This is a genomic window from Paludisphaera sp., from assembly GCF_037189885.1.
In the GTDB taxonomy this organism is placed as follows: Bacteria; Planctomycetota; Planctomycetia; order Isosphaerales; family Isosphaeraceae; genus Paludisphaera.
This window is the reverse complement of the sequence record NZ_JBBCIR010000023.1, coordinates 146,093-167,473: the sequence shown is the minus strand read 5'-3', so window position 1 is coordinate 167,473 and position 21,381 is coordinate 146,093. Positions and strand designations below refer to the sequence as shown.

At 69.8% G+C, this 21,381-nt stretch carries 12 protein-coding genes and 1 riboswitch; of the genes, 2 read left to right on the top strand and 10 right to left on the bottom strand.

The genetic code is table 11. The features are described from left to right. Positions 1–102: 102 nt before the first annotated feature. The 6 genes from WG209_RS09545 to uvrA all read right to left on the bottom strand — a co-directional run bounded on the left by WG209_RS09545 (position 103) and on the right by uvrA (position 10,003). The gene (locus tag WG209_RS09545; RefSeq protein ID WP_337174797.1) at positions 103–411 is read right to left on the bottom strand and encodes a hypothetical protein; all 309 of its coding nucleotides are present in this window, start codon (positions 409–411) and stop codon (positions 103–105) included. Then, a complete protein-coding gene (locus WG209_RS09540; protein WP_337174796.1) occupies positions 404–760 on the bottom strand; it encodes a hypothetical protein in 357 nt (118 codons plus the stop codon). The genes WG209_RS09545 and WG209_RS09540 overlap by 8 nt, the downstream gene beginning before the upstream one ends. Before the next feature lie 283 nt (positions 761–1,043). After that, on the bottom strand, positions 1,044–1,943 hold the full coding sequence (locus tag WG209_RS09535) for a hypothetical protein (protein WP_337174795.1): 900 nt from the start codon (positions 1,941–1,943) through the stop codon (positions 1,044–1,046). Between the two features lie 42 nt (positions 1,944–1,985). Further along, positions 1,986–2,363, bottom strand: coding sequence for a hypothetical protein (locus WG209_RS09530; protein WP_337174794.1), 378 nt, complete (start codon positions 2,361–2,363; stop codon positions 1,986–1,988). A 116-nt stretch (positions 2,364–2,479) separates the two neighbouring features. Beyond that, positions 2,480–3,058 (bottom strand): sigma factor-like helix-turn-helix DNA-binding protein, encoded by a 579-nt coding sequence (locus tag WG209_RS09525; RefSeq protein ID WP_337174793.1) that lies wholly within the window; start codon positions 3,056–3,058, stop codon positions 2,480–2,482. A gap of 387 nt (positions 3,059–3,445) precedes the next feature. Beyond that, the gene (gene uvrA, locus WG209_RS09520; RefSeq protein ID WP_337174792.1) at positions 3,446–10,003 is read right to left on the bottom strand and encodes an excinuclease ABC subunit UvrA; all 6,558 of its coding nucleotides are present in this window, start codon (positions 10,001–10,003) and stop codon (positions 3,446–3,448) included. A gap of 595 nt (positions 10,004–10,598) precedes the next feature. Between uvrA and WG209_RS09515 the strand changes: the two genes are divergently transcribed. Continuing rightward, positions 10,599–11,903 carry a sulfatase gene (locus tag WG209_RS09515; RefSeq protein WP_337174791.1) on the top strand — a complete coding sequence of 435 codons (1,305 nt, stop codon included), beginning with the start codon at positions 10,599–10,601 and terminating at the stop codon, positions 11,901–11,903. 17 nt (positions 11,904–11,920) lie between these two features. Here WG209_RS09515 and WG209_RS09510 read toward each other — a convergent pair whose 3' ends face one another. Next, positions 11,921–12,700: a hypothetical protein gene (locus WG209_RS09510; protein WP_337174790.1), complete on the bottom strand. Its 780-nt coding sequence runs from the start codon at positions 12,698–12,700 to the stop codon at positions 11,921–11,923. 302 nt (positions 12,701–13,002) lie between these two features. Here WG209_RS09510 and WG209_RS09505 point away from each other — a divergent pair, with 302 nt between their 5' ends. After that, positions 13,003–13,392 carry a response regulator gene (locus WG209_RS09505; protein ID WP_337174789.1) on the top strand — a complete coding sequence of 130 codons (390 nt, stop codon included), beginning with the start codon at positions 13,003–13,005 and terminating at the stop codon, positions 13,390–13,392. A 10-nt stretch (positions 13,393–13,402) separates the two neighbouring features. On the opposite strand, the gene WG209_RS09500 is transcribed toward WG209_RS09505, so the two are convergent. From WG209_RS09500 to WG209_RS09490, 3 genes are all read right to left on the bottom strand, one after another. Beyond that, positions 13,403–14,158: a hemolysin III family protein gene (locus WG209_RS09500; RefSeq protein ID WP_337174788.1), complete on the bottom strand. Its 756-nt coding sequence runs from the start codon at positions 14,156–14,158 to the stop codon at positions 13,403–13,405. Positions 14,159–14,255: 97 nt separating this feature from the next. After that, positions 14,256–15,797: an FAD-dependent oxidoreductase gene (locus WG209_RS09495; protein ID WP_337174787.1), complete on the bottom strand. Its 1,542-nt coding sequence runs from the start codon at positions 15,795–15,797 to the stop codon at positions 14,256–14,258. A gap of 111 nt (positions 15,798–15,908) precedes the next feature. Beyond that, on the bottom strand, positions 15,909–20,216 hold the full coding sequence (locus tag WG209_RS09490) for a DUF1559 domain-containing protein (RefSeq protein WP_337174786.1): 4,308 nt from the start codon (positions 20,214–20,216) through the stop codon (positions 15,909–15,911). A gap of 136 nt (positions 20,217–20,352) precedes the next feature. Continuing rightward, a riboswitch (cobalamin riboswitch) is annotated at positions 20,353–20,555 on the bottom strand. Positions 20,556–21,381 lie beyond the last annotated feature (826 nt).

Genomic DNA, 21,381 nt, shown 5'->3' with positions numbered 1-21,381 from the left:
GTCGTCGAGGCCGGCACGCCCGGATTCGAGCCCGATCGGGCCCGGTTCCGGGCCCGGCCGGGATGCGGCTCCGTCGCCTATCATGTCGTTGTCCCAGGGGGCTTAATTGGAGACGGGTCCGGACGCCGTGGCGGGGGCGGGGATGCGAGAGAGGATTTCCTCGAGTTGTCTCGAGACCTGGGCCCGCCATGGGTCCTCGGCGAACGGCCGGACACCATCTCCCGCGTCCGAGCGGAGGTCGGCGCGGACGAGGTACTGACAGTTGAGCGAGCCGGCGTGACGGACCAACGTCTGCGACAGGGCCAGGAGGGCCGCCGCCGTCAGGCATGCCGTCGCGATGAGCCCGTGAAGGCCGCCGGGACGATTGTTCGCCCAGGCCCTGAACGTCGGATTGCCTCGCTTGTTATTCATGGGATTTCTCCCGAATAGGGGCGAATTCAGGTGCTGGGGGTAGCGTCGCATCGGCCGCGCGAGCGGCCTTGATCCAGGCCAGCAGCCCCTCCACCGCCCCTTCGATCCGATCCCCCCGCTCCCGAATACGCAGGGCGGCCAACTCGTGCTCCCGCTGCTTCTGTCGATCCTGCCAGAAGTCCTTCGTGAACGCGGAGATCGCCGCGATGAGGCCCGCCCCGCCAAGGAGGAACGAGCCGGCCCCGACCGCGGGATCCGTCGAAACGGCGTCGGCGACCAACGCGGTGGTCGTCGCCGCCAGCCCTCCCATGTAAGCAAGGTTCTGCGAGAAGTCCGGCACGTAGTTCATGGCGGGAACCTATCCTTCTGCTGGCCGACACTCGCTGGCCACGCGATCGCAAGGGAGTCGCGGGGCCGCCCTGGCGGCGCGTTCCACGCTCCGACGGTATTCCAGGGCGTCCTAAAACTCGGGGATGACCATCCACAGAGTTTCCGAGGCGAGCATCCAAAGCGCCGTCATGGCCAGCACGACCAGGAGCGCTAGGTCTTCCCCACCGACCGCCTCGATCCGAGAGCGGAACGTGGGATGACGAGGCGGGGCGACGCGGATCCGGGGGCGTCGGGGCGGGGTGTCAGGCGGCGCGATGATAGCTCCAGCGCTCCGGGAGCGTCCTCGCCACGAATCGCGGGGCTCCGGACAATGCCCAGGAATCACCTTGCGCCAGCATGTCTTCGATTGTGGCCTTGTCGGCCCAGAAGCTGTAACTTGGCTGATCGAGGCTCGTCGGTCCGGTCGGCTCATCGGGCCCCCAACTCTGGAGGATGCAGGCCCCCGGGCGATCGCTCCGCACGCCGGCGATCAGCATGCAGTGGCCCCAGACGCCCTCCGGCGCGCAGAACCCCTGGCGATCACGCTCAGCGGCGAATCCCCGCGTCGAGCAGACGGTCACCGGGTAGCCGTTCTTCATGGCCGCGAGCAGCTCGACCCAAGTGGTGATCCGGGCCGCGGCGCCAAGCCGCAACCCGGACGCCCTGGCCTTCACCTCCGGCGGGACGCCTTCCCGCCCCCATCGTTCGGCTCGCTCCCCGCTGTAGGCACCTTCGCACCCGGGCGTCACGCGGCTCGCGACCCCGATCGTCGTCATGGCCGCCACAGCCGCGGAACCGTATGACCCGTCACGGTCGCCGAGGATGCCTGCCACCTCGCGGGAGACGGCGTAGATGAATTCGGTCGAGGTCTCGCGGAAGCCCATGTCCGCCCCGAGGGCGATCTCGACGCACTGGAGCATGTCCAGCCCTCGGCCGTGGCCGTGGCCCACGCAGTCGCCGATCGCCTGGCTAGGGTAGGCCGGGTAATCGCCCAGCACGTCGCGGAACGCCCTGTAAAGGAGGATCGGCCCACCGTCGCCGTCGTCGCCGGCCAACGCTGGGGCGGCCCGGGAGAGCGTGGGCCGCCATGCGGCGAGGCTCCGGTGGATCGCATCGGGGCCGAGCCAACCGTCGGCGAATTTCGATCGCGTCGGTTCGTTCATGGTGTCGCCTCGATGTCGGGGGTGGGTTCGAGCGAGGCGCGATCAATCGCCGGATGCGAGGCCGGCGGCGAATTCGCGCCACAGGACGGCGAGGGCGGCGCGGTCAAAGGCGGAAGTCTCCCCGTCGGGCCGCCCCTCGGGGACGATGGCCGAGAAACAAGGCGACAGCCTCTCCTCGAAGAGCGACGTCCGCCCGGCCTTCCAGGCTTTCTCCACCACGCCCAGCGCCTCCGGGACGCTCTGGCCCGATTCCAGGGCCTCGGCGCCGTCGATCCACGCGTCGGCGTAGGCGGTGGCGAGGCCCCTGGGATACTCTTTCCCGACGATCCGAATGCGGGATGAGGCCGCTTCGATCGGGTTCACCGGGCGAGTAGGCGAATCCCAGGCATTCATTCCGCAGGCAGCGATCGAGGCGATCACGACCGTCGGGAGCCAGTTCGCCGCGACCCGGGCCGAGCCCGTCATAGTCGGGATCAGCTTTTTAATGAATCCCGAATTGGGCATCGGCCCGTGCCTCGTTTGCTTCAATGAAAGTGTCAGGCGGCGCGGCCTGCGTCCTCGCGGGGGCTCTCTTTCCCGAAGACGCGAAAGCGTCGCTGGCGGCGAGTCTCAGGCGTCGACCCGGCCTCTTTGGCCGGGGTCTCGGACCTCGCCTCGTCCGCCCGGCGCTTTGGGCGGGACTTCGGCTCGGGGCGAGGATCGGTCGCGGGGTCTCGCTTCATGGCCGGATGCCCGTCAATCCCGGAGGCGGAGCAGACCATGCAGCAAAGGAGGGAGCCCTCGGGCAGCGGCCCCCGGTGAGGGCACTCCGACTGAGGAGTGAACGAGGTGACGGGGAACAGGGGGACCAGTTCCATCCACCAGGGCGTCCGCGGGGCGGCCGAGGCCGGCTCCGAGGAATCGCCCTCGTCCGACGTGGCGTCGGGGGCGTCCCGGAAGCGGTCTTCCTCCGCCTTGCGGGCCCGGGACAGGGCCCGCTTGACGTGCCGCTCGCTCATCCCCGCCTCCTCGGCGAGTTCGGCGATCGACATCCCCTCTTCGCGAAGCCGGAGCCACTCCGCGTCGCGGAGGGCCAGGAGTTCGCCGGTCACTCGGTTGCGATTCGTCGTCCGCATCTTGACGTCTCCTGAGCCCGCCCGGCCCTCGGTCGACGTCGACAACAAGAAGTGCTATACAAAACGGGATTAGAAAATCGAACCGGATTTTTTCTCGGGCTGATTTTTCTTAAGCCCTTGCCACACAGTGAGTAAAAACTTTGAGGAAAAGTCCCCGGAGTGACCTGGATGCGAAAACACGGCTCCGTGCGCATTGTCTATATGGAGGCGGAGTGGGCCTTCGAAGTTGCGAAAGTCCACTCCGCGGCGACGAAAGATGAGTCAAGCAAGCCCCGCCCGGCCCTCGCTCGACGTCCACGGCGTCAATAAGGTATCCGGAAACGAGTCAAGCAAGCCCGCCCGGCCCTCGCTCGACCTTGGCGCTATATAAGAAGGAACCCCGGCGGCTCAGAGGCCCGCGGCCGTCCTGAGCCGAGCCGGGTCGTCCCACCGCTCCAGCGATTGGACCGCCCGGACGAGGAAGTCGTCGAAGGCGGGGGACTGGAAGTCCGCCAGGGAGTGGCCGGTGATGGTCACTTCCTGATAGGCGGCCTCGGAAGCGACCTTGAGTCGGGCTGCGTCCGAGAGGACGGGCGTGGGGCCGTCGTGGAAGGGGGCGAGGCCGAGCTTGGCGGCCAGCGACTTGGCCTGAAAGGTGTTGCGCGGGACGCGGAAGCGCAGGGTCACGATCCACTCGCTGCCGGTGGTGGCCTGGAAGAACACGACCTCGGACTTGTCGCCGGCGTTGGAGCGGTGGATTCGCACCGAGCCCCGATCGTTCCAGACGGTGGGTTTCAGGGGGCCGCCCCCCTGCCCCTCGCCGCCCGACAGCTCCTCAATACGGTCAACGACCCGGGCGAGGATGCGGCCGTCCCAGCGGACGGGCTTGCCGTTCCGCGACGTCCGCTCCTCCAGGTGCCATTTCCGCCCGTCCCGTTCCCACGGGGCAAGGCCGGCTTCGGTCGCGGTCTGCGCGGGCCCCATGCTGGCGCGTGACGACCCCGACGCTTTCCCAGTGCTCGCCGGCGGGGCGAGGCCGGCGGCGCGATCCGCCTCGGCCTTGGCCGCGAGCCGCGCCGCCCTGGCCTCGGCGGCGGCCTTGCGGGCGGCCTCCTTCGGGTCGAAGCGGGGACGCTCAACGAACGGGCCGTCGGCCAGGAGCGGGGCGAGGAAGCGGGACGTGTAGCCGCGCCCGCAAGCGGCGACGGCCTCCGGCGGCCCTTCGGCCACGAGTTCGCCCCCGCCGCGGCCGGCCTCCGGCCCCAGGTCGATCACCCAGTCGGACGTCTTGATGACGTCTAGATTGTGCTCGATAACTACAACCGAATTGCCAAGGTCGGACAGCCGATGGATCACGTCGAGCAGCTTGCGGACGTCGTCGACGTGTAGCCCGGTGGTGGGCTCGTCGAGGACGTAGAGCGTCCGGCCCGTGTCCGGCCGCGCCAGCTCGGACGCCAGCTTCACGCGCTGGGCCTCGCCGCCGGAGAGCGTCGGGGCCGACTGCCCCAGGGGGAGGTAGCCCAGGCCGACGTCGTGGAGGGTCTGGAGGATCTTCTTGATGCGCGGGACCTTCTGGAACAGCTCCAGGGCCTCGTCGACCGTCATGTCGAGCACGTCGGAGATCGTCTTGCCGCGGAACGTCACGGCGAGCACCTCGGGAGTGAATCGGCGTCCCTTGCAGGAGTCGCACGTCACCCAGACGTCGGGCAGGAAGTGCATCTCGATGCGCCTCTGCCCCGCCCCCTCGCAGGCCTCGCAGCGGCCCCCCGGCATGTTGAAGCTGAACCGCCGGGCGGTGTAGCCGCGGACCTTGGCCTCCGGGAGCTTGGCGAACAGCTCGCGTATCAGGTCGAAGGCGCCGGAATAGGTGGCGGCGGTCGAATTCGGCGTCCCCCCGAGCGGGGACTGGTCCACGCGGATGACCTTGTCGATCTGGTCCAGGCCGGCGATCTCCTCGACCGCCCCCGGCGTCACCTGAGCGCGGTGGAGCGCCCGCGCGGCCGTCTTCCACAGCACATCCTCGACGAGCGTGCTCTTGCCCGACCCGGAGACCCCCGTCACCGCGACCACCACGCCCAGCGGGATCCGCACGTCCAGATCCTTCAGGTTGTTGTGGCGGGCCCCCTTGATCTCCAGCGCCGCGACGCCCGAGTCCGGCCCCGCCGGGCGGCGGTTCGTCGGAACTGGGATGGCCTTGGAGCCGCTCAAATAGGCACCGGTCAGCGACTTAGGGTCCTTCGCGACCTTCGTCGGCGGCCCGCTTGCGGTGACCTCGCCGCCGTACCTTCCGGAGCCGGGGCCGAAGTCGACCAATGCGTCGGCGGCCTCGATGACCTCGCGGTCGTGCTCGACCATGACGACGGTGTTACCGAGGTCTCGCAGTCTCTTGAGCGCCCCGAGCAGGCGGCCGTTGTCGCGGGGGTGCAGCCCGATCGTCGGCTCGTCGAGGACGTACAGGACGCCCGTCAGCCCGCTGCCGATCTGGCTCGCCAGCCGGATGCGCTGGCTCTCGCCGCCGGAGAGCGTCGGCGTGCTCCTCCCCAGTGAGAGGTAGTCCAGGCCCACTTCCACCAGGAACGACAGCCGCTCGCGGACCTCGCGCACCAGGTCGCCCGCGATGTGCCGCCGCTCCTCGTTCAATTCGAGCCCGTCGAACAGGGCGAGCGCCTGGCCCAGCGGCATGCGGTTGATCTGGTCGAGCGTGTAGCCCTCGAACCGGACCGCCGCGGCGTCGTCGCGGATCCGGGCACCCATGCACGAAGCGCACGGGACGTCGTCGACGAGCCCCTGGAGCTTCCAGCGGTACTGGAACGAGACCCGGCCCGCCTCCTCGATCGCGGGGAAGAGGCCCTTGTACTGCAACGAGAAGGCCGGCTCGTCCCCCGCGGCGGGAACCTCGTACCAGGCGTCGGGGCGGCCGTGGAGGATCGTCCGGCGGTGGCGGCCGTCCAACTCCTCGAACGGGACGTCCAGGTCGATCCCCTCCGCCTTCGCCAGCGCCTCGATCAGCCGGCCGAACGCCCGGTTCTCCGAGAACTTTGGCCACGCCGCCACGGCCCCTTCCCGCAGCGACCGTGACGGGCTCGGGATCAGGACGGCGGGGTTGGCACCCTGCTGGACGCCCAGGCCCTCGCAGACCGGGCACCATCCCAGGGGGCTGTTGAACGAGAAGTGGTGTGGCGACAGCTCCTCAAAGCTGCGCCCGCAGCCCTCGCAAGACCGATGCTGGCTGAAGCGGTCGACGGGCCATTTCGCCTCGTCGACGTCGTCCGTCACCCGCGCGACCAGCATCACGCCCCGGCCCAGGTCGAGGGCCGACTCCACCGCGTCGGCCAGCCGCGAGCGCGTGGCCCGCCGGACCACCGCGCGGTCGACGACCACCTGAACCTCGTGCTTGCGACGCCGGCTCAGCTTGGGGGGGGCGTCCAGGTCGATCGTCTTGCCGTCGACGCGGGCGCGGGCATACCCGGACGCTTTCAGGGTCGCCCAGAGGTCCTCGTAGGTCTCGTTGTCGCGGCGGTCGATCGGGGCCAGGACGTGGATCCGCGAGCCTTCGGGGAGTTGGAGGATCTTCTCGATGATCTCGTCGGCCGTCTGCGATCCGACCAGCACGCCGCACGAGGGGCAGTGGGGGCGGCCCAGGCGGGCCATCAGGATGCGCAGGTAGTCGTGGATCTCGGTGACCGTGCCGACCGTCGATCGGGGGCTCTTGCTGGTCGTCTTCTGCTCGATGCTCACGGCCGGCGACAGGCCCGTGATCTTCTCGGCGCGAGGCTTCGGGAGCGGGGCCAGGAACTGCCGGGCGTAGCTGGAGAGGCTCTCGACGTACCGCCGCTGACCCTCGGCGTAGAGCGTGTCCATCGCGAGCGAACTCTTGCCCGACCCGCTCGGGCCGCTGCACACCGTCAGCTTGTTGCGCGGGATGTCGAGGTCGATCCCCTTCAGGTTATGCTGCCGCGCGCCCCGGACCGAAATGAAGTCGAACCCCGACTCCGACGACTTGCCCTTCCCCTTCTTCGCCTTCCCATTCGCGGCGGCCTTGCCGCGCCCGGCGCGGCGGGCCGATTTGGGCGATAGCACGCGGGCCAGGGCGCGGCCGGTGTGGCTCTCGGCCACCTCCGCGACGGCCTCGGGGGGGCCCTGGGCGACGACCCGGCCGCCGCCGGATCCCCCTTCCGGGCCCATGTCGATCAGCCAGTCGGCGGTCTTCACCACGTCCAGGTTGTGCTCGACCACGACGACCGTGTTGCCCCGCGCCGTGAAGCCGTGCAGGACCGTCAGCAGCTTGCGGACGTCGTCGAAATGGAGGCCCGTCGTGGGCTCGTCCAGGATGTAGAGGGTCTTCCCGGTCCCCTTCCTCACCAGTTCGCGGGCCAGCTTGATGCGCTGGGCCTCGCCGCCGGAGAGGGTGGGCGAGGGCTGCCCCAGCTTCAGATAGTCGAGCCCCACGTCGTGCAGCGTCTGGAGCATCGCGGCGATCTTGGGGACGTTCGCGAAATGCACCAGCGCCTCCTGGACGTCCATGTCCAGCACGTCGCTGATGCTCTTCCCCTTGTAGCGCGCCTGGAGCGTCTCGCGGGTGAACCGCCGTCCCTCGCAGACCGGGCAGACGACCCAGACGTCGGCCAGGAAGTCCATCTCCAGCTTGTTCGAGCCGTTCCCCTCGCAGGCTTCGCAGCGCCCCCCCGAGACGTTGAAGCTGAAGCGCCCCGGCTGATACCCCCGCGCCCGCGACTCGGGCAGCTTCGTGTACAGGTCGCGGATCAGGTCCCAGAGCTTGACGTAGGTCGCCGGGTTCGAGCGGGGCGTGCGGCCGATGGGGGACTGGTCGATGTCGATCACCTTGTCGAGCTGGTCCAGCCCGTCGATCCGCTCGTGCGCCCCCGGCGTCGATTTCGCCCCGTTGAGGTCCCGCGCCAGCGCGTCGCGCAGGATGTCCGAGACGAGCGAGCTCTTGCCCGAGCCGGAGACTCCCGTGACGCAGACGAACAGCCCGAGCGGGAACGCGACGTCCACCCCCTTCAGGTTGTTGTGGGTCGCCCCCCGGATCGCCAGCTCCCGGCCGTCCGGCGCCTTCCGCTCCTTCGGGATCTCGATCTTCGTCCGTCCCGCGAGGTAGGCTCCGGTTATGCTTTCCTTGGCCGATTCAAGGGCCTTGAGGTCGCCTTGAGCGACGATCTCGCCCCCCTTGACGCCCGGTCCGGGGCCGAAGTCGACGAGCCAGTCGGAGGCCCGCATGGTGTCCTCGTCGTGCTCGACGACGACGACGGTGTTGCCCACGTCGCGCAGCCGCTGGAGCGCGGCGATGAGGCGGTCGTTGTCGCGGGCGTGCAGGCCGATGGAGGGCTCGTCCAGGATGTAGAGGACCCCAACCAGCCCCGCCCCCACCTGGCTCGCCAGCCGGATGCGCTGGGCCTCGCCGCCGGAGAGTGTCGGCGCCGATCGTTCGAGCGTCAGGTAGTGCAGGCCGACATCCATCAGGAAGCCAAGCCGCCCGCGGATCTCCTTCAGCAACTCCTCGGCGATCGTCCGCGAGATCGGGTCGAGCGGCGTCGGCGCCAGCTCGGCGCGGGGGGCGACCGTCGGATCCGCGAGCGCGTCGAAGAACTCCTTCGCCTCGTCGATCGGCCGCGACGACAGCTCGGCCAGCGTCCTGCCCCCCACGCGGACGGCCCTCGCCCGCGCGTTCAGCCGCGCCCCGCCGCAGTCCGGGCAGGTCATGCTCCGCATGTAGGGTTCGAGCATGGCCCGCGTGGGCGCGCCGCCCGAGCCCTTGTAGCGGTCGAGGAGGTCGACCGCCACGCCCGACCACTTCTCCGCGTGGGTCCAGCCCTTCCCCTTGTTCTTCCAGTGGCAGACGATCGGCCGGTCGCCGGCGCCGTAAAGCCAGACCTTCCGCCAACGCTCGTCGAGCCTGGACCACGGGCCGCGCAGCATCGTCCCGGCCGCGGGGCCGTCGGCGTCCGACTCGAAGTTCTTCGCCACCCCTTCGAAGATGTGCTTGCGCCACTTCCCGATCCCCTTGACCGGGCCCAGCGGCGCGATCGCCCCTTCCCACACGGAGAGCGAAGGGTCGGGGACCAGGAGATCGGGGTCGAAGTCGTGCCGGATCCCCAGCCCGTCGCAGGCCGGGCACATCCCCTGCGGGCTGTTGAAGCTGAACAGCTGCGGGCTCGGCGGGTCGAACCCGATCCCGCACGACGGGCAGGCGAAGTTCGCCGACAGCATCAGGTCGGGCTGCCCCTCGACCGCCACGATCAGCGTCCCCTCGCCTAGCCGGAGCGCCTGCTCCACCGCCTCCGCCAGACGCCCTCGCGCCCCCTCGGATCTCGTCGCCTTCAGGCGGTCGATCACCACTTCGATGTCGTGTTTAATTTGGCGGTCTAGCCGGAGGTCGTCGGAGAGCGACTGGACCTGGCCGTCGACGCGGGCGCGGACGTAGCCGGCCTTGGAGAGGTCGACGAAGAGGTCCTTGTATTCCCCCTTCTGGCTGCGGGCGACCGGGGCGAGGACGCTGAACGGGGTGCCTTCGGGGAGGTCGAGGATCCGGGCGACGATCTGCTCGCGGGTCTGGGCGGCGACGGGGCGGTCGCAGCGCGGGCAGTGGCCCTGGCCCACGCGGGCGAAGAGGACGCGCAGATAGTCGTTGATCTCGGTGATGGTGCCGACGGTCGAACGGGGATTCCGGCCGCCGGTCTTCTGCTGGATCGAGATCGAGGGGGAGAGTCCGTCGATCCGGTCGACGTCCGGCTTGGGCATCTGCCCGAGGAACTGCCGGGCGTAGCTGGAGAGGCTCTCGACGTACCGCCGTTGCCCCTCGGCGTACAGCGTGTCGAACGCCAGCGAGCTTTTCCCCGACCCCGACACGCCCGTCAAGCAGATGAGCCGGCCGCGGGGCAAAGTCAGCGACACGTCCCGGAGATTGTGCTCGCGAGCGCCCCGGATCACCACGTCCGATGCCGCCATCCCTGGAACGCCCCCCCGGCCTCTCGCTGCGATCCTGAACCGATCCCAAGGTTTGATACTATACGCACGTCCGCCAGGCATTGTCCAGCGCCGGGCGCGGCTTTCGTTCTCGGCCTGGCCGCTCCGCACACCTGCCTGGGCCGCGGGGGTCGGCAAATGATATTCGAGAAACCTGAAATCTCGGTGGCCCGCCGCGGATCGTGAGACCGATCGATGTTCGAACTCTTTGACATACCGGAATCGGTTCAAGCGACGCCAGGTCACGTCCCGGCGACGTCGCCGGCAACCCGAACGCTGTTTAAGTAAGTGTTGCGGCCCGGCCCCCGGCTCCCCGTTCTCGGCACCCACGATCGGCCCCGAAGGTCCATCGGGGACGCGACGATTTCACTTCGAGAACGACCTACGGACCCAAGCCGATTCAACCGTCAACCATCTCAGGTTGGGCGGTTGCGTTCGGATTCCGGGGCGCTCGCCTCGACGAGCGAACCCAACCGCGGACGCGTCTTCGGGCGTCCCGGGGGATTCCGCGCGGCGAGGCCGGCGGATAGAGTGGCGCGGTCCATACATCGAACCGAACGGCTTGGGGAGCATCGACATGCTTGGAATCGCCGCCCTGGTCCTGGCCCCTTTCGTCGCGGCCACCCCCCCGGCCGCCGACCGGCCGCCGAACGTGGTGCTGATCGTCTCGGACGATCACGCGTGGACGGACTATTCCTTCATGGGCCATCCCCACGTCCAGACGCCGAGGATCGACCGCCTCGCGGCCGAGGGGCTGGCCTTTCGGCGTGGGTACGTTCCGAGCAGCCTCTGCTCGCCCAGCCTCGCGTCCATCATCACCGGGCTCTACCCGCACCAGCACAAGGTGACGGGCAATGACCCGCCAGGGACGGCGGGCCGCTACGGCCGGCTGCTCGACGACCCGGCCCTTCGCGAGGGGCGACGCCGGATGGAGGGCTTCATCAAGGAGGCCCCCACGCTCCCCCGCCTGCTCGGCGAGCGCGGCTTTGTCACGCTCCAGACAGGCAAGTGGTGGGGCGGGAGCCACGCCGAGGGGGGATTCCACGAGGGCATGACCCACGGCGACCCGAAGCGTGGCGGTCGTCACGGCGACGTCGGCCTGGAGATCGGTCGGAAGACGATGCGGCCGGTGCTGGACTTCATCGACCGATCGGTCGACGCCGATCGGCCGTTCTTCGTCTGGTACGCGCCGATGATGCCCCACACGCCCCACAACCCCCCCGAGCGGCTGCTGGCGAAGTACCGCGACAAGGCCCCCAGCCTCCACGTCGCGCGATACTGGGCGATGATCGAGTGGTTCGACGAGACCTGCGGAGAGTTGCTCGACCACCTCGACGCGAAGGGCGTGGCCGAGGATACGTTGGTCGTCTACCTCGCCGACAACGGCTGGATCCAGGATCCGGACGCCCCCGGGTACGGCCCGAGGTCGAAGCAGTCGCCGTATGACGGCGGCCTTAGGACACCGATCCTCGTGCGATGGCCAGGCAAGATTAAGCCGGCGGTGGTCGACCGGCCCGTCAGCTCGATCGACCTGGCCCCGACGATCCTTGCCGCCGCCGGGCTGGAGCCCACGGCCAACATGGGCGGCGTCGACCTGCGTGACGAGCGAGCCGTGGCGGATCGGCCGGCGGTCTTCGGCGAGGTGTTCGGGCACGACGTCGCCGACCTCGATCGGCCGGCGGCGGGCCTCCGCTATCGCTGGGTCGTCGCGGAGGACTGGAAGCTGATCCTCCCAGACCCTCGGAACGCCCCGGGGCAATCCCCCCTGCTCTTCAATGTGGTCGCCGATCCGGCCGAGGCACGCGACCTGGCCGCCGCGGAGCCGGACCGGGTCGCGGACCTGACCCGGCTCATCGACGGTTGGTGGCGGGTTGAAGAGTGAGCGGGACTCGACCCCCGTCAGGCGGCCTTGCGGGCTCGCAGCCGGAGCCCCAGGGCCGAGGCCGCGGCGAAGACGATCCAGGTCGCGGGCTCCGGCACCGGAGCGGGCTGGGTCTCGGCGACGGTGGCCTCGGCGGTCGGGTCGGCGGAGCCGTCCGGGTCGAGGACCTGCGCCGCGAGCCTTGGGCCGATGATGACGGGCTTGGGGGCGGGCGGGGTGAAGGTCTTCTTGAGGCTGTCGACGATCGACTGGTTGAACTTCTTCACCGCGTCGGTGCTGGAGTCGTACCACCCTTCCAGGGTGTTGCCGATCGACTTGCCCGCCGAACTGCCCGCGATGGCGGCCCGCCAGTACTGGGTCGAGGTCGTGGCGTCGACCAGGGCCGCCCCGGCCGCCCGCTCCACCAGGAAAGCCTGCCGAGGAGCGACCACCGCGACTTGTCCCGACCGGGCGAGGTCGGCGTTGAGCGCCTGGATTGCCGCCGCGTCCAGGCGAAGCGGCCCGACGGCGTCGCGGCCGGAAGACGCGGCGACGGTGGGAGTCCCCTCGGGGACGCCGGTCCGTCCCGGCAGCCGGTAGGCCAGATAGGTCGGCGTCGTCCCCTCAGGGAGCGAACCTCCCGGGCGGGGCAAGGCGACGCGGCGTCCGTCCTGGTCGAGCACCATCGTCAGGCGGGCGACGCTGGTGGACGTGTCGGGCCGCAGCGGCGCCGCCGTCGCCGTCACGATCGATAGGCAGCCCCCGATGATCCCCAGGCCCAGCGAGATGAGGGCCCGTCGCTTCCGTGCGCCGTTCATGTGATGCGTCCTTCCTTCGGTCCGACCGTCCCGCGAGACGTGGATATCATTCCAGGGGCGTGTCGGCGACGGCCCGGAGACGGGCGAGGTCGATCGAAGTGGGCGGAGACATGGGGCGCCGACGTGCGTGAGGTGGTCGCCGGCTTTCTATCACGATTCCCTCAAGTTCGACAGCCCGAAATCCGGGGCCTCCCGCGGCCCCGCCTTGAAGGCCCGCCCTCGGACGCGAACAATATCCGACGTGAACCGGGGACGGCCCCGGCGACCGCTCCGTTGCTGAATTCGAAGGAAAGGGGATCGCGATGGCCGAGGCGAAGGGGAATTCCCCAAGGGTCCTGGACGTGGGGCAATGCAACTTCGACCACCCTCGGATCACCCGCTTCCTCGCCGAACACTTCGGCGCGGAGGTCGACCGCGCGCACACGAAGGACGACGCCCTCCGCCTGGTGAAGAAGGAGCGGTATGACCTGGTCCTGGTCAACCGGCTGCTGGACGTCGACCAGACGCCCGGCCTGGACGTGATCCGGGCCGTCAAGGAGGACGCCGCATCGGCCGAGATCCCGGTGATGCTCGTGAGCAACTACCCCGAGGCCCAGCAGGAGGCCGTCGAGGCCGGTGCCGAGCCCGGGTTCGGCAAGGCCGAGTTCGATCGCGAGGAGACCGTGCAACGCCTCGCGGCCGTCCTGCGCTGACGCGGACCCCTCAGGCGTCGACCCCGGCCCGGCGCGGCGGCTTCGGCCTCGCGGCAATTTCCAAGGAAGCCTCCGCGCGAGGCTTCGGGCGTTGGGCCGGGATGACGACCCGGAACAGGAAGGCGACGTGCGCCGCGGTCCCGGCCAGTACGAACAGGTGGAAGACTTCGTGCGCGTCGAACCCCGGCGCGAACTCCGCGCGGGTCAGGTTGACGACCGCCCCTACGCTGTAAAGGACGCCGCCGATCGGCAGCAGCCGCAGGGTTTGCCGGCTGTGGTCGCGGCGGACTTCCACGTAGCACGCCAGCATCCCCCATCCTAGCGCGAGGTAGATGCTCGTCGCCAACCACGTCGGGAACGAGCGTCCCAGGAGCATGGCCCCCCCGCAAACCACCGAGACGCCCCACACGGCGGCCATCGCGACGCGACGCGGCCGGGGCCGCATCAGCGCCCAGGCGGCCGGGGTGAACGTGCCGGCGATCAGCAGGAAGATCCCGACCATGTCCAGGCGACGCAGGAAGTCTTGCGTTTGCTCGTCCCCCGGCCAGGCGTGATACAGGACGCTCCCCCCGTAGCAGGCGGCCATCCCGAACCCGAAGATCGCCAGGGAGACGACCTTCCCGGTCTCGAACGACCGGGAAGCGGCGTCGGCCGCGTGCCGGCGCAGGGCCGCCCGGACCAGCAGCCATGTCGTCGGCAGGGCGGCGACCAGGCCCAGGGCGTGCGTCAACGTGCTGACGGGATCCCTCACGGCGAACGGCGGCATTCGCGCCTCCCGGTGACGGCGTCGAGAGCGGTGGACCGCGCGGGGTCGCGCCTATCGGATCTCGGCCGCGGGGAGGGCGCGACTTGAGCGGGCCCGCTCAATCGACCGGCCCCAGGTCGGCGTTCGCGGGGCCGACGACCACCTTCCCGAGCCGGTCGAACCGCGAGCCGTGGCAGGGGCAGTCCCACGTCGCGTCGTCGTCGTTCCAGGCGACGATGCAGCCCAGGTGGGGGCAGACCGCGGTCATGGTGTGGAGCGTCCCCTTCTCGTCTCGATAAGCGGCGACCTTGGAGAGCCCCTTGCGGATCACGGCGCCACAACCCGGGGCGATCTGGGAGGCGTCGGACACGTCCCCGCGCGTGAGCCAGTCGGCGTACTGACGGACCACGTTGGCGTTCTCCGACACGAAGTCGGACATGGTCTTCAACGGCTTTCGCGACGGGTCGTAGAGGACCGCCCAGGGGTTCTCCCGGCCGACGATCAGGTCGGTGAGGAGGATCCCCGCGATCGTGCCGTGGGTCATCCCCATCCCCGAGTCCCCCGTGGCGATGTAGACGTTCGCGTCGTCCGTCGGGTTCTTGCCGATGAACGCCAGCCCGTCGAGGGTCTCCTGGACCTGTCCCATCCAGCGGTAGTCGATCGCCCCCATCATCGGGAACCGCTCCCGGGCCCACGCCTCGAGTCGCTTATAGCGTTCCTCGTGGTCGTCGGCCTGGCCCGTCTTGTGGTCCTCGCCGCCGACGATCAGGAGGTCCTGGTCGGGGTAGTCCGGGTCGTCGGTCAGGTCCTGGATACGGACGTAGTGATACGGGTCGGGCGTGTCCCAGAGCAGGGCCTTGGGGATCGTCCCGCGCGGCACGAGCCCGGCGACGACGTAGCTCAGGTACGGGGCCTGCTTCGTGTGCATGGCGTACTTGTCGTTGATCGGCGAGTTGGTCGCCACGACGACCGCGCGGGCGGCCACCTTGGCCCCCCCCTCCGTCTCGACCCGCGCGGTGTCACCCCCCTCGACCGACTTCGCCCGGGTCCCGTTGAAGATCCGGCCGCCGCGCGCCTCCAGGGCTTTCGCCAGACCGTCCAGGTACTTGAGCGGGTGGAACTGGCCCTGGTCCGGGAACCGGAGGCAGGGGCCGCTGTCGAATGGGGCAGAGGGGATGTCCGGCAGCCGCTCCACCCGGGTAAGCCCCGCGCGATGCGCCGCGGCCTCCTCCTGGGCGAGCAACTCGCCGGGGTCGTCGGGCCCAAGCATGAGGTAGCCGTCGAGCCGGGCGAAGTCGCAATCGATCGCCTCGTCGCGGACGATCTGGGCGATCCTGTCGATGGCCGCTGTGTGGCTCTCGGCCGCGAGCCTCGACCCCTTGACGCCGTGGATCCGCTCGATCTCGGTGTAGCGGTCGTCGATGGCGTTCGACAGGTGGGCGGTCGTGCGCCTGGTCTCGCCGCCGGCGATCGGCCCGTCGTCGAGGACCACGACGCGACGGCCTTCGCGCGCCAGCAGGTAGGCCGTGGTAAGCCCCGCGATCCCCGCCCCGACGACGCAGACGTCCGTCTCCAGATCCTCGGCGAGCGGACTCCTGTCGGCGATCGTCACGTCGGCCGCCCAGCTCGATTGGTTCCGCCCGGAGTCGTCGCGTCGCATGGCATGGCTCCCCCGCTCCGGGCGCCGGACTCCCCGGCGTCCCTCCTCTCGCGGTCGATGCCGGTCTGGGTCATGCATCTCGCGGGCCGAACCATTCGAGACGGTCCGGCGTCAGGCGAGCACGACCACGAGCGGGCGGCCCGGCTCGACGACGAGCTCGGACGGCGAGAGGACGTCGATCATCCCGGGCGTGGCGCCCGGACTGACGGTCGCCCCCGCGATGGCCTCGCCTCCGAGGGTCGCCCGGACGCGAATGGCCCCCGCGACGCGATCGTCGGCCAGGCCGAGCGAGCGGAGCGCGAGCCTCCCCTTCTTCACGTCGATCGTCGCGGCCAGGGTACCCCCCTCGCGGCGCTGGGCGAACGTCCCCCATCCCTCGGCCGCGGTGAACGGGGCGCGGAAGTCCTCGGGGCGGAGCCGGGGGGCGAACGCGACACGGCGAGCCGGGCCGTGGTGTTCGAAGCCGCAGGCCGCGAGGAAGACGCCGTAGGCGGCCATCGACCGCGCGTAGTGGTCGCCGCACTCGACCTCGTTCCACGGGTTGCGCCTGGAGGCGTCGTAGCGATCGTGGACGGCCCTCGTGATCGCCATCCCCTCCGTCGCCATCCCTTCCCAGATCATGTGGCCGGCGACCTGATATTCGAACCCGTTCATGCACTCGTTGAAGTACATGGCCGACCACGCGTTGCCCGGGTCGTCGATCGGCGGCCTGGGCGACTTCGGGAACGTGACCATGAGCAGGCCGGCCTCGCCCGGCATGGCGTACCAGCGCCCGGCCTTGTACGCCTCGCGGTATGGGCCGACGTCCGGCGTGAAGTTGAACCGCCAGAGCGAGGCCAGCGCCCGCTTGACCTTCGCCTCGTCGAGCAGCCGGCCCAGGCCGACCTGGAAGGCCCAGTGCTGGCCGAAGACCTGGTCGATCTCGCAGCCGTCGTAGGAGCCCACCGCCCGGGCGTGCCCGGGGTCGGCGACCTGGACGAAGTAGCCGAATTCCTCGTTCCACAGGCGATCGACCAGAGCGGTCGACCCGCGCGAGGCGATGTCGCGGCAGCGATCGGCGAAGGCGTCGTCGCCGCGCTCGCGGGCCATGGCCTCCCCCGCACGCAGAGCCGCCAGGTACAGCGACGACAGCCACGGGATCTGACCGTGCCACTTGGCGTCGAGGGTGTTGTGCTGGCCCCCTTCCAGCACGCCGTCGCCGTCGGGGTCGTGCGTCATCAGGTACTCGAGCGACTTGCGGACCTTCGGCCAGAGCCGTTCCAGGAACGCGCCGTCTGTCAAGGTTTGGTGCTCGCGGTATGTCCTCAGCACGCTCCCGGCCTGGCCGTCGACCGCCGGGTCGCGATCCCCCTCGGCGCGGAAGCCGATCGCGCCGGTGTCGGGGTCGAAGCCGACGCCGTCGGCGTAGTCGACGCGCTCGCGGAGGATCCGCTCCAGCTCGGGGAAAAGCCGCCCGACCGCCTGCGCGTAGTGCCAGACGTGGGTGCAGGTCCCCTCGCAGCAGCCGACGCCCTCCCAGCCGTAGAAGCGGCCGTCGCCGAAGCGATGGCACGTCGACGTGGCCAGGGTCGCGACGCTCGCGAAGGTCCGGTCGAGGAACCAGTAGGGGAGCGTCGAGTCGTACCAGGTGTCGCGCCAGAGGCGGGTCTCGCGATCCAGCCGCGGCCACCCCTCGGCGACGCGCCGCGCGACCGCCAGGGCGTCCGGGAAGCGCGTCGCGTAGTGCCGGCCCAGGTCCTTCGGCAGGCGGGTGTCGGGCAGCGACAGGTTCGGGAAGTGCCAGGCGACGACGAACGTGGCGGTGCCCTTCTCGCCCGGCCGGAGCGACATGGGCCGGACGATCGCGCCGACGAGCTTCGACCCGAACGGGGCGCGCGACGCCGGCTCGACGCCGAACAGGCCGTCGACCGGGCTCCCCGAGGGGGTCGCGGGCCGGGCCTGGTCGCGGTCGTCGGCGTCGATCAGGCCGAGCGCCATCGTCCCGAAGTCGCGGCGCTTCTCGACAGGCCCGAGGCCCGAGCGCGGCCGGTCCTCCTGGACGAAGTGGTCGGCGTCGATGTGGCCCCAGCCGCCGGAGTGGGCGTCCACGATCTCGATCCGCGCCGACTTCCCGGCGAACCGGCGGACGTCGAACGACCGCCACGACATGGCGTCGGTGCGCTCGCCGACGGCCGACTGGACGACGCGGCCGTCGACCTTCAGGTTGACGCACGTCTCCGCCTTGTAGTCGCCGCCTCCGATCAGGAAGTTCAGGTATGACCGCTCGATCGTGAATGGCGGCGACGTCAGCCGGCCGGTCGGCTCATCGCTGCCGGTCCAGGTGTTGACGAGCCCCTTCCCCTGGAAGCCGCTCAGCGTCTGGCCGGGGCCCTGCCCCTTGCTGGGCCCATCGCCGAACGCCTTTCCCTCGACCGTCCAGTCGCCGTAGTCCGGGCCCTCGAAATCGGCCACGACGATCGCCGGCCGATCCGGCTCCTCGGCCGGCGGCGAAGGCTCGGCGCGGGAGACGACCGCCAGGAGCTTCGGACCGCTCGCGACCTCGTTGATCAACGTCCCCTCGCCCGGACTCCCCGTCGCGTGTCCCACGGCGTTCTGGAACCACGCGCCCAACTCGACCTCGACCGTCGCGGCCGACGTGTTTTCCACTGTGTAGGTCAGCGTCGTGGCCGGGAGGCTGGAGGCGTCGACGTCGAGCGGGATGAACGGCGAGAAGGCTTCGAGCGTCACGCGGATGGGGATGCTCGCATCCTCATAAGTCACGACGCCGATGGGATACTCGCCGCGGAATCGGACGTCGGCGAATCCCTCGCGATCGAGCGTCCGGACCTTGTCCCCCTCCTCGGACTTCACGCGGATCGCGGCCCCCTGCTCCACCGGCGACTCGGGCCGCAAGGGGTTGGCGTAGTGGGAGTCGTTGGTGCGGATGGTGGCGTTGAAGACGTCCCAGTGCCAGAGCTTCCCGTCGCCCCCCAGGTACAACTGCCCCGCGCAGATGCCGCCGACGGGCATGCCGATCAGGTCGAGGTCCGTCCCCTGATGGATAGTCGGTCGACCGCGCTCGAACAGCGACGCGACCCACGCGGGGTCCAGCTTCTTGTCCGCCGGGACGAGGCGGTCGAACTCCGTGGAATCGAACGGCCCGGCCATCGCCCCTCGCGGCCGAACGCCGGCGAGGGCGGCCCCGGCGGCGATCCCCACCTGGAGGAACTGACGACGGTTCGGCGTCGACGGCCCGCATCCCGAGCCCGGCCGGCACCCGCAATCCCCCCGATCCGACGCCACGTCCGCCATCGCTCGACCCTCCGCCGCGATGCCCTCGCCCGGCCGATCGAGTCGTCTTCGGACTCGTCGCGCCGGGCCGGCTTCCATCCCTTCGGATGGGATGGCTTCATCGTCGCACCGGGATGAGGGCGGTACAAGCGGCCGGGGACCGCCGGGTCTCTCGGCGTCGGCGCTGATGACCTCGCCGCCGCTCCGCGAGAGGTAGGCGGAGAAGACCTTGAGGTCCATCGTCTGCTTGAGGAAGCGGACCGAGCCGTCCACCATCAGGAAGTTCGCCCCGCCGGCGTGGTAGGAGTGGAATTCCTGGCCGTAGTCGCAGCCGAGTTCCCCGGGTTTCCGCCTCGGGTCGTTCGGCAGGATCAGGCACGCGCCGAACGTCCCGACCCCCGACGTGCCGTAGCGGGCGTTGAGCGGGGCGCTCTGGTCGAAGAAGTTCTTGTGGCCCATCCAGATGCCGTGGATGGCGTTCGGCGCCTCCCCCAGCGCGACGGTGTATGTCGTGCCGTCGGTGATCGAGGTGAGCGTAACGTTCGGCTCGTGGCGATGCATGATCGTGCCGCGGCCGCCGCTATTCTGGCCATATTCATTCGTGCATCCCGTGCCGGGATGGCAGCGCAACGCGCGTTCGCCCCAGTTGCCGCCATAGTCGCTGCGAGCGAACAGGTCCGTCGAGGTGATGGTGTCGCCGTTGGGCTTGCCGAGGTCGCCGCGCGGGTTGGTCGGGCACAGGAACGCGGAGAGCCGCGTCTGGCTCACGGTCGAATTTTCGGGCTCGATGTACCACTTCGACTGGTTCACGGCGTTGTAGACCGGCGATTGCTCCAGGTAAGGGGCGATGGCCGCGCCCCAGCTCTGGATCCGCTGGGTATCGCTGGTCGGGGTCGCGATCGTGGTGGGCGTCACGCTGCCTCCGGGACCCCCCTTGGGGAGCATATTGTTGACGCCGATATAGTTGTGCATCGCCAGGCCCAGTTGCTTCAGATTATTGACGCACTGGACGCGGCGGGCGGCCTCGCGCGCGGCCTGCACGGCCGGGAGCAGCAAGGCGATGAGGACGGCGATGATCGCGATGACCACCAGGAGTTCGATCAGCGTGAACCCCGGGCGCGCGGGGCGCGGGGCGAGGCGGGCGGGCATGGTCGGGCCTTTCGGACGGGTCGAGCCGGGTCGGGCTGATGGGTCGGCGACCCGGCCGCTTCGGGTCCGGGCGGGCTCGATCGAGGCGGGCGTGGCCCGATGTCGAAGCTCGCGCGGACGCTCGCGGCCGGGGCGTCTCGACGTCGGTTCGACGGGCAGGTCTTCTGGCTCTCGGCTCTTCGCGGCCCCGGACGACCTTCCCACCCATGGGCAGTGGTCGCAACGTCCGGGAGCCTGGCCGATCACAGCGGCGGCCCCGCGCCGGATTCTCACCAGCTTCCCTATTCTCCCCCCGTCGGCCTCGGGCCAAGGGGGGGCACCCGTCGATCCATCGATGCTAACGGCCCACCCCCCAGGCGACAAGGCCGACCGCGGCGGGGGCCCGCCTTCCGATGTCCCCGACCCGCCCGCCGGGCCCATCCCCATCCACCCGCCGGGATTCCCCGGCGCGACCCGACTGCCCACGCTCTCCCCACGAGTTGGCTTCGTTCGCGCGCCGACGTGTTCCGATGTTGCGACGTTAAATCCGTAAGGTAAAAACTTTGTGGCGAAATCGGGTTGGCTTCGTTCGTCGTTTTCGAAGTGATTTTTCGCCGCGCGCCGAGCCCGCCCGGCGCGGGATGCCCGTCCCTCCTTCCGCCGGGCGGTGCCTACATAGATCGGAGGCGGCAACGGCTCATCGCTGGCTCGGCCGACGCCCTGTACCCGTCGCGGCGACCCTCGCCGCGGGCGAAGGAGAGGAGATAGGACCGGGCTATTCGCCCCGAGGCCGGTCACCCCTGCTGTTCAACTGCTTCCGGGATGTCAAAGAGCATCGTCATCAAACACCCGTATGGTCAGCGATGCGATCGGCGGGATTTCAGGAATCTCGATTTGTACTCGTTCAAGGCCCGATATCGTTACGCTGGCCTGAGCCCGTTATACTCGAGTGATGCCGGATCAACTTCGATCGCGCCCGATCGCCTGGATCATGCTCGTGGTGGGGCTCTGTTGGGTCGGCGGTTGCGGCCCAAGCCCGCCCCCTCCTCGCGCCATGCTCAGGGGGCATGAGGGCGAGATCACCTCTCTCGAATTCGCTCCGGATGGCATCACCCTCGCCTCCAGGAGTCGCGACGATACGGTGAGGACCTGGGATGTGCCGCTGAGCCGGGCGAGGATGGCGGTT

Excerpts from the sequence above, each read along its gene's own strand:
- WG209_RS09545 (WP_337174797.1), bottom strand. The coding sequence starts at position 411 with ATGAATAACAAGCGAGGCAATCCGACGTTCAGGGCCTGGGCGAACAAT.
- WG209_RS09540 (WP_337174796.1), bottom strand. The coding sequence starts at position 760 with ATGAACTACGTGCCGGACTTCTCGCAGAACCTTGCTTACATGGGAGGG.
- WG209_RS09535 (WP_337174795.1), bottom strand. The coding sequence starts at position 1,943 with ATGAACGAACCGACGCGATCGAAATTCGCCGACGGTTGGCTCGGCCCC.
- WG209_RS09525 (WP_337174793.1), bottom strand. The coding sequence starts at position 3,058 with ATGCGGACGACGAATCGCAACCGAGTGACCGGCGAACTCCTGGCCCTC.
- uvrA (WP_337174792.1), bottom strand. The coding sequence starts at position 10,003 with ATGGCGGCATCGGACGTGGTGATCCGGGGCGCTCGCGAGCACAATCTC.
- WG209_RS09515 (WP_337174791.1), top strand. The coding sequence starts at position 10,599 with ATGCTTGGAATCGCCGCCCTGGTCCTGGCCCCTTTCGTCGCGGCCACC.
- WG209_RS09510 (WP_337174790.1), bottom strand. The coding sequence starts at position 12,700 with ATGAACGGCGCACGGAAGCGACGGGCCCTCATCTCGCTGGGCCTGGGG.
- WG209_RS09505 (WP_337174789.1), top strand. The coding sequence starts at position 13,003 with ATGGCCGAGGCGAAGGGGAATTCCCCAAGGGTCCTGGACGTGGGGCAA.
- WG209_RS09500 (WP_337174788.1), bottom strand. The coding sequence starts at position 14,158 with ATGCCGCCGTTCGCCGTGAGGGATCCCGTCAGCACGTTGACGCACGCC.
- WG209_RS09495 (WP_337174787.1), bottom strand. The coding sequence starts at position 15,797 with ATGCGACGCGACGACTCCGGGCGGAACCAATCGAGCTGGGCGGCCGAC.
- WG209_RS09490 (WP_337174786.1), bottom strand. The coding sequence starts at position 20,216 with ATGCCCGCCCGCCTCGCCCCGCGCCCCGCGCGCCCGGGGTTCACGCTG.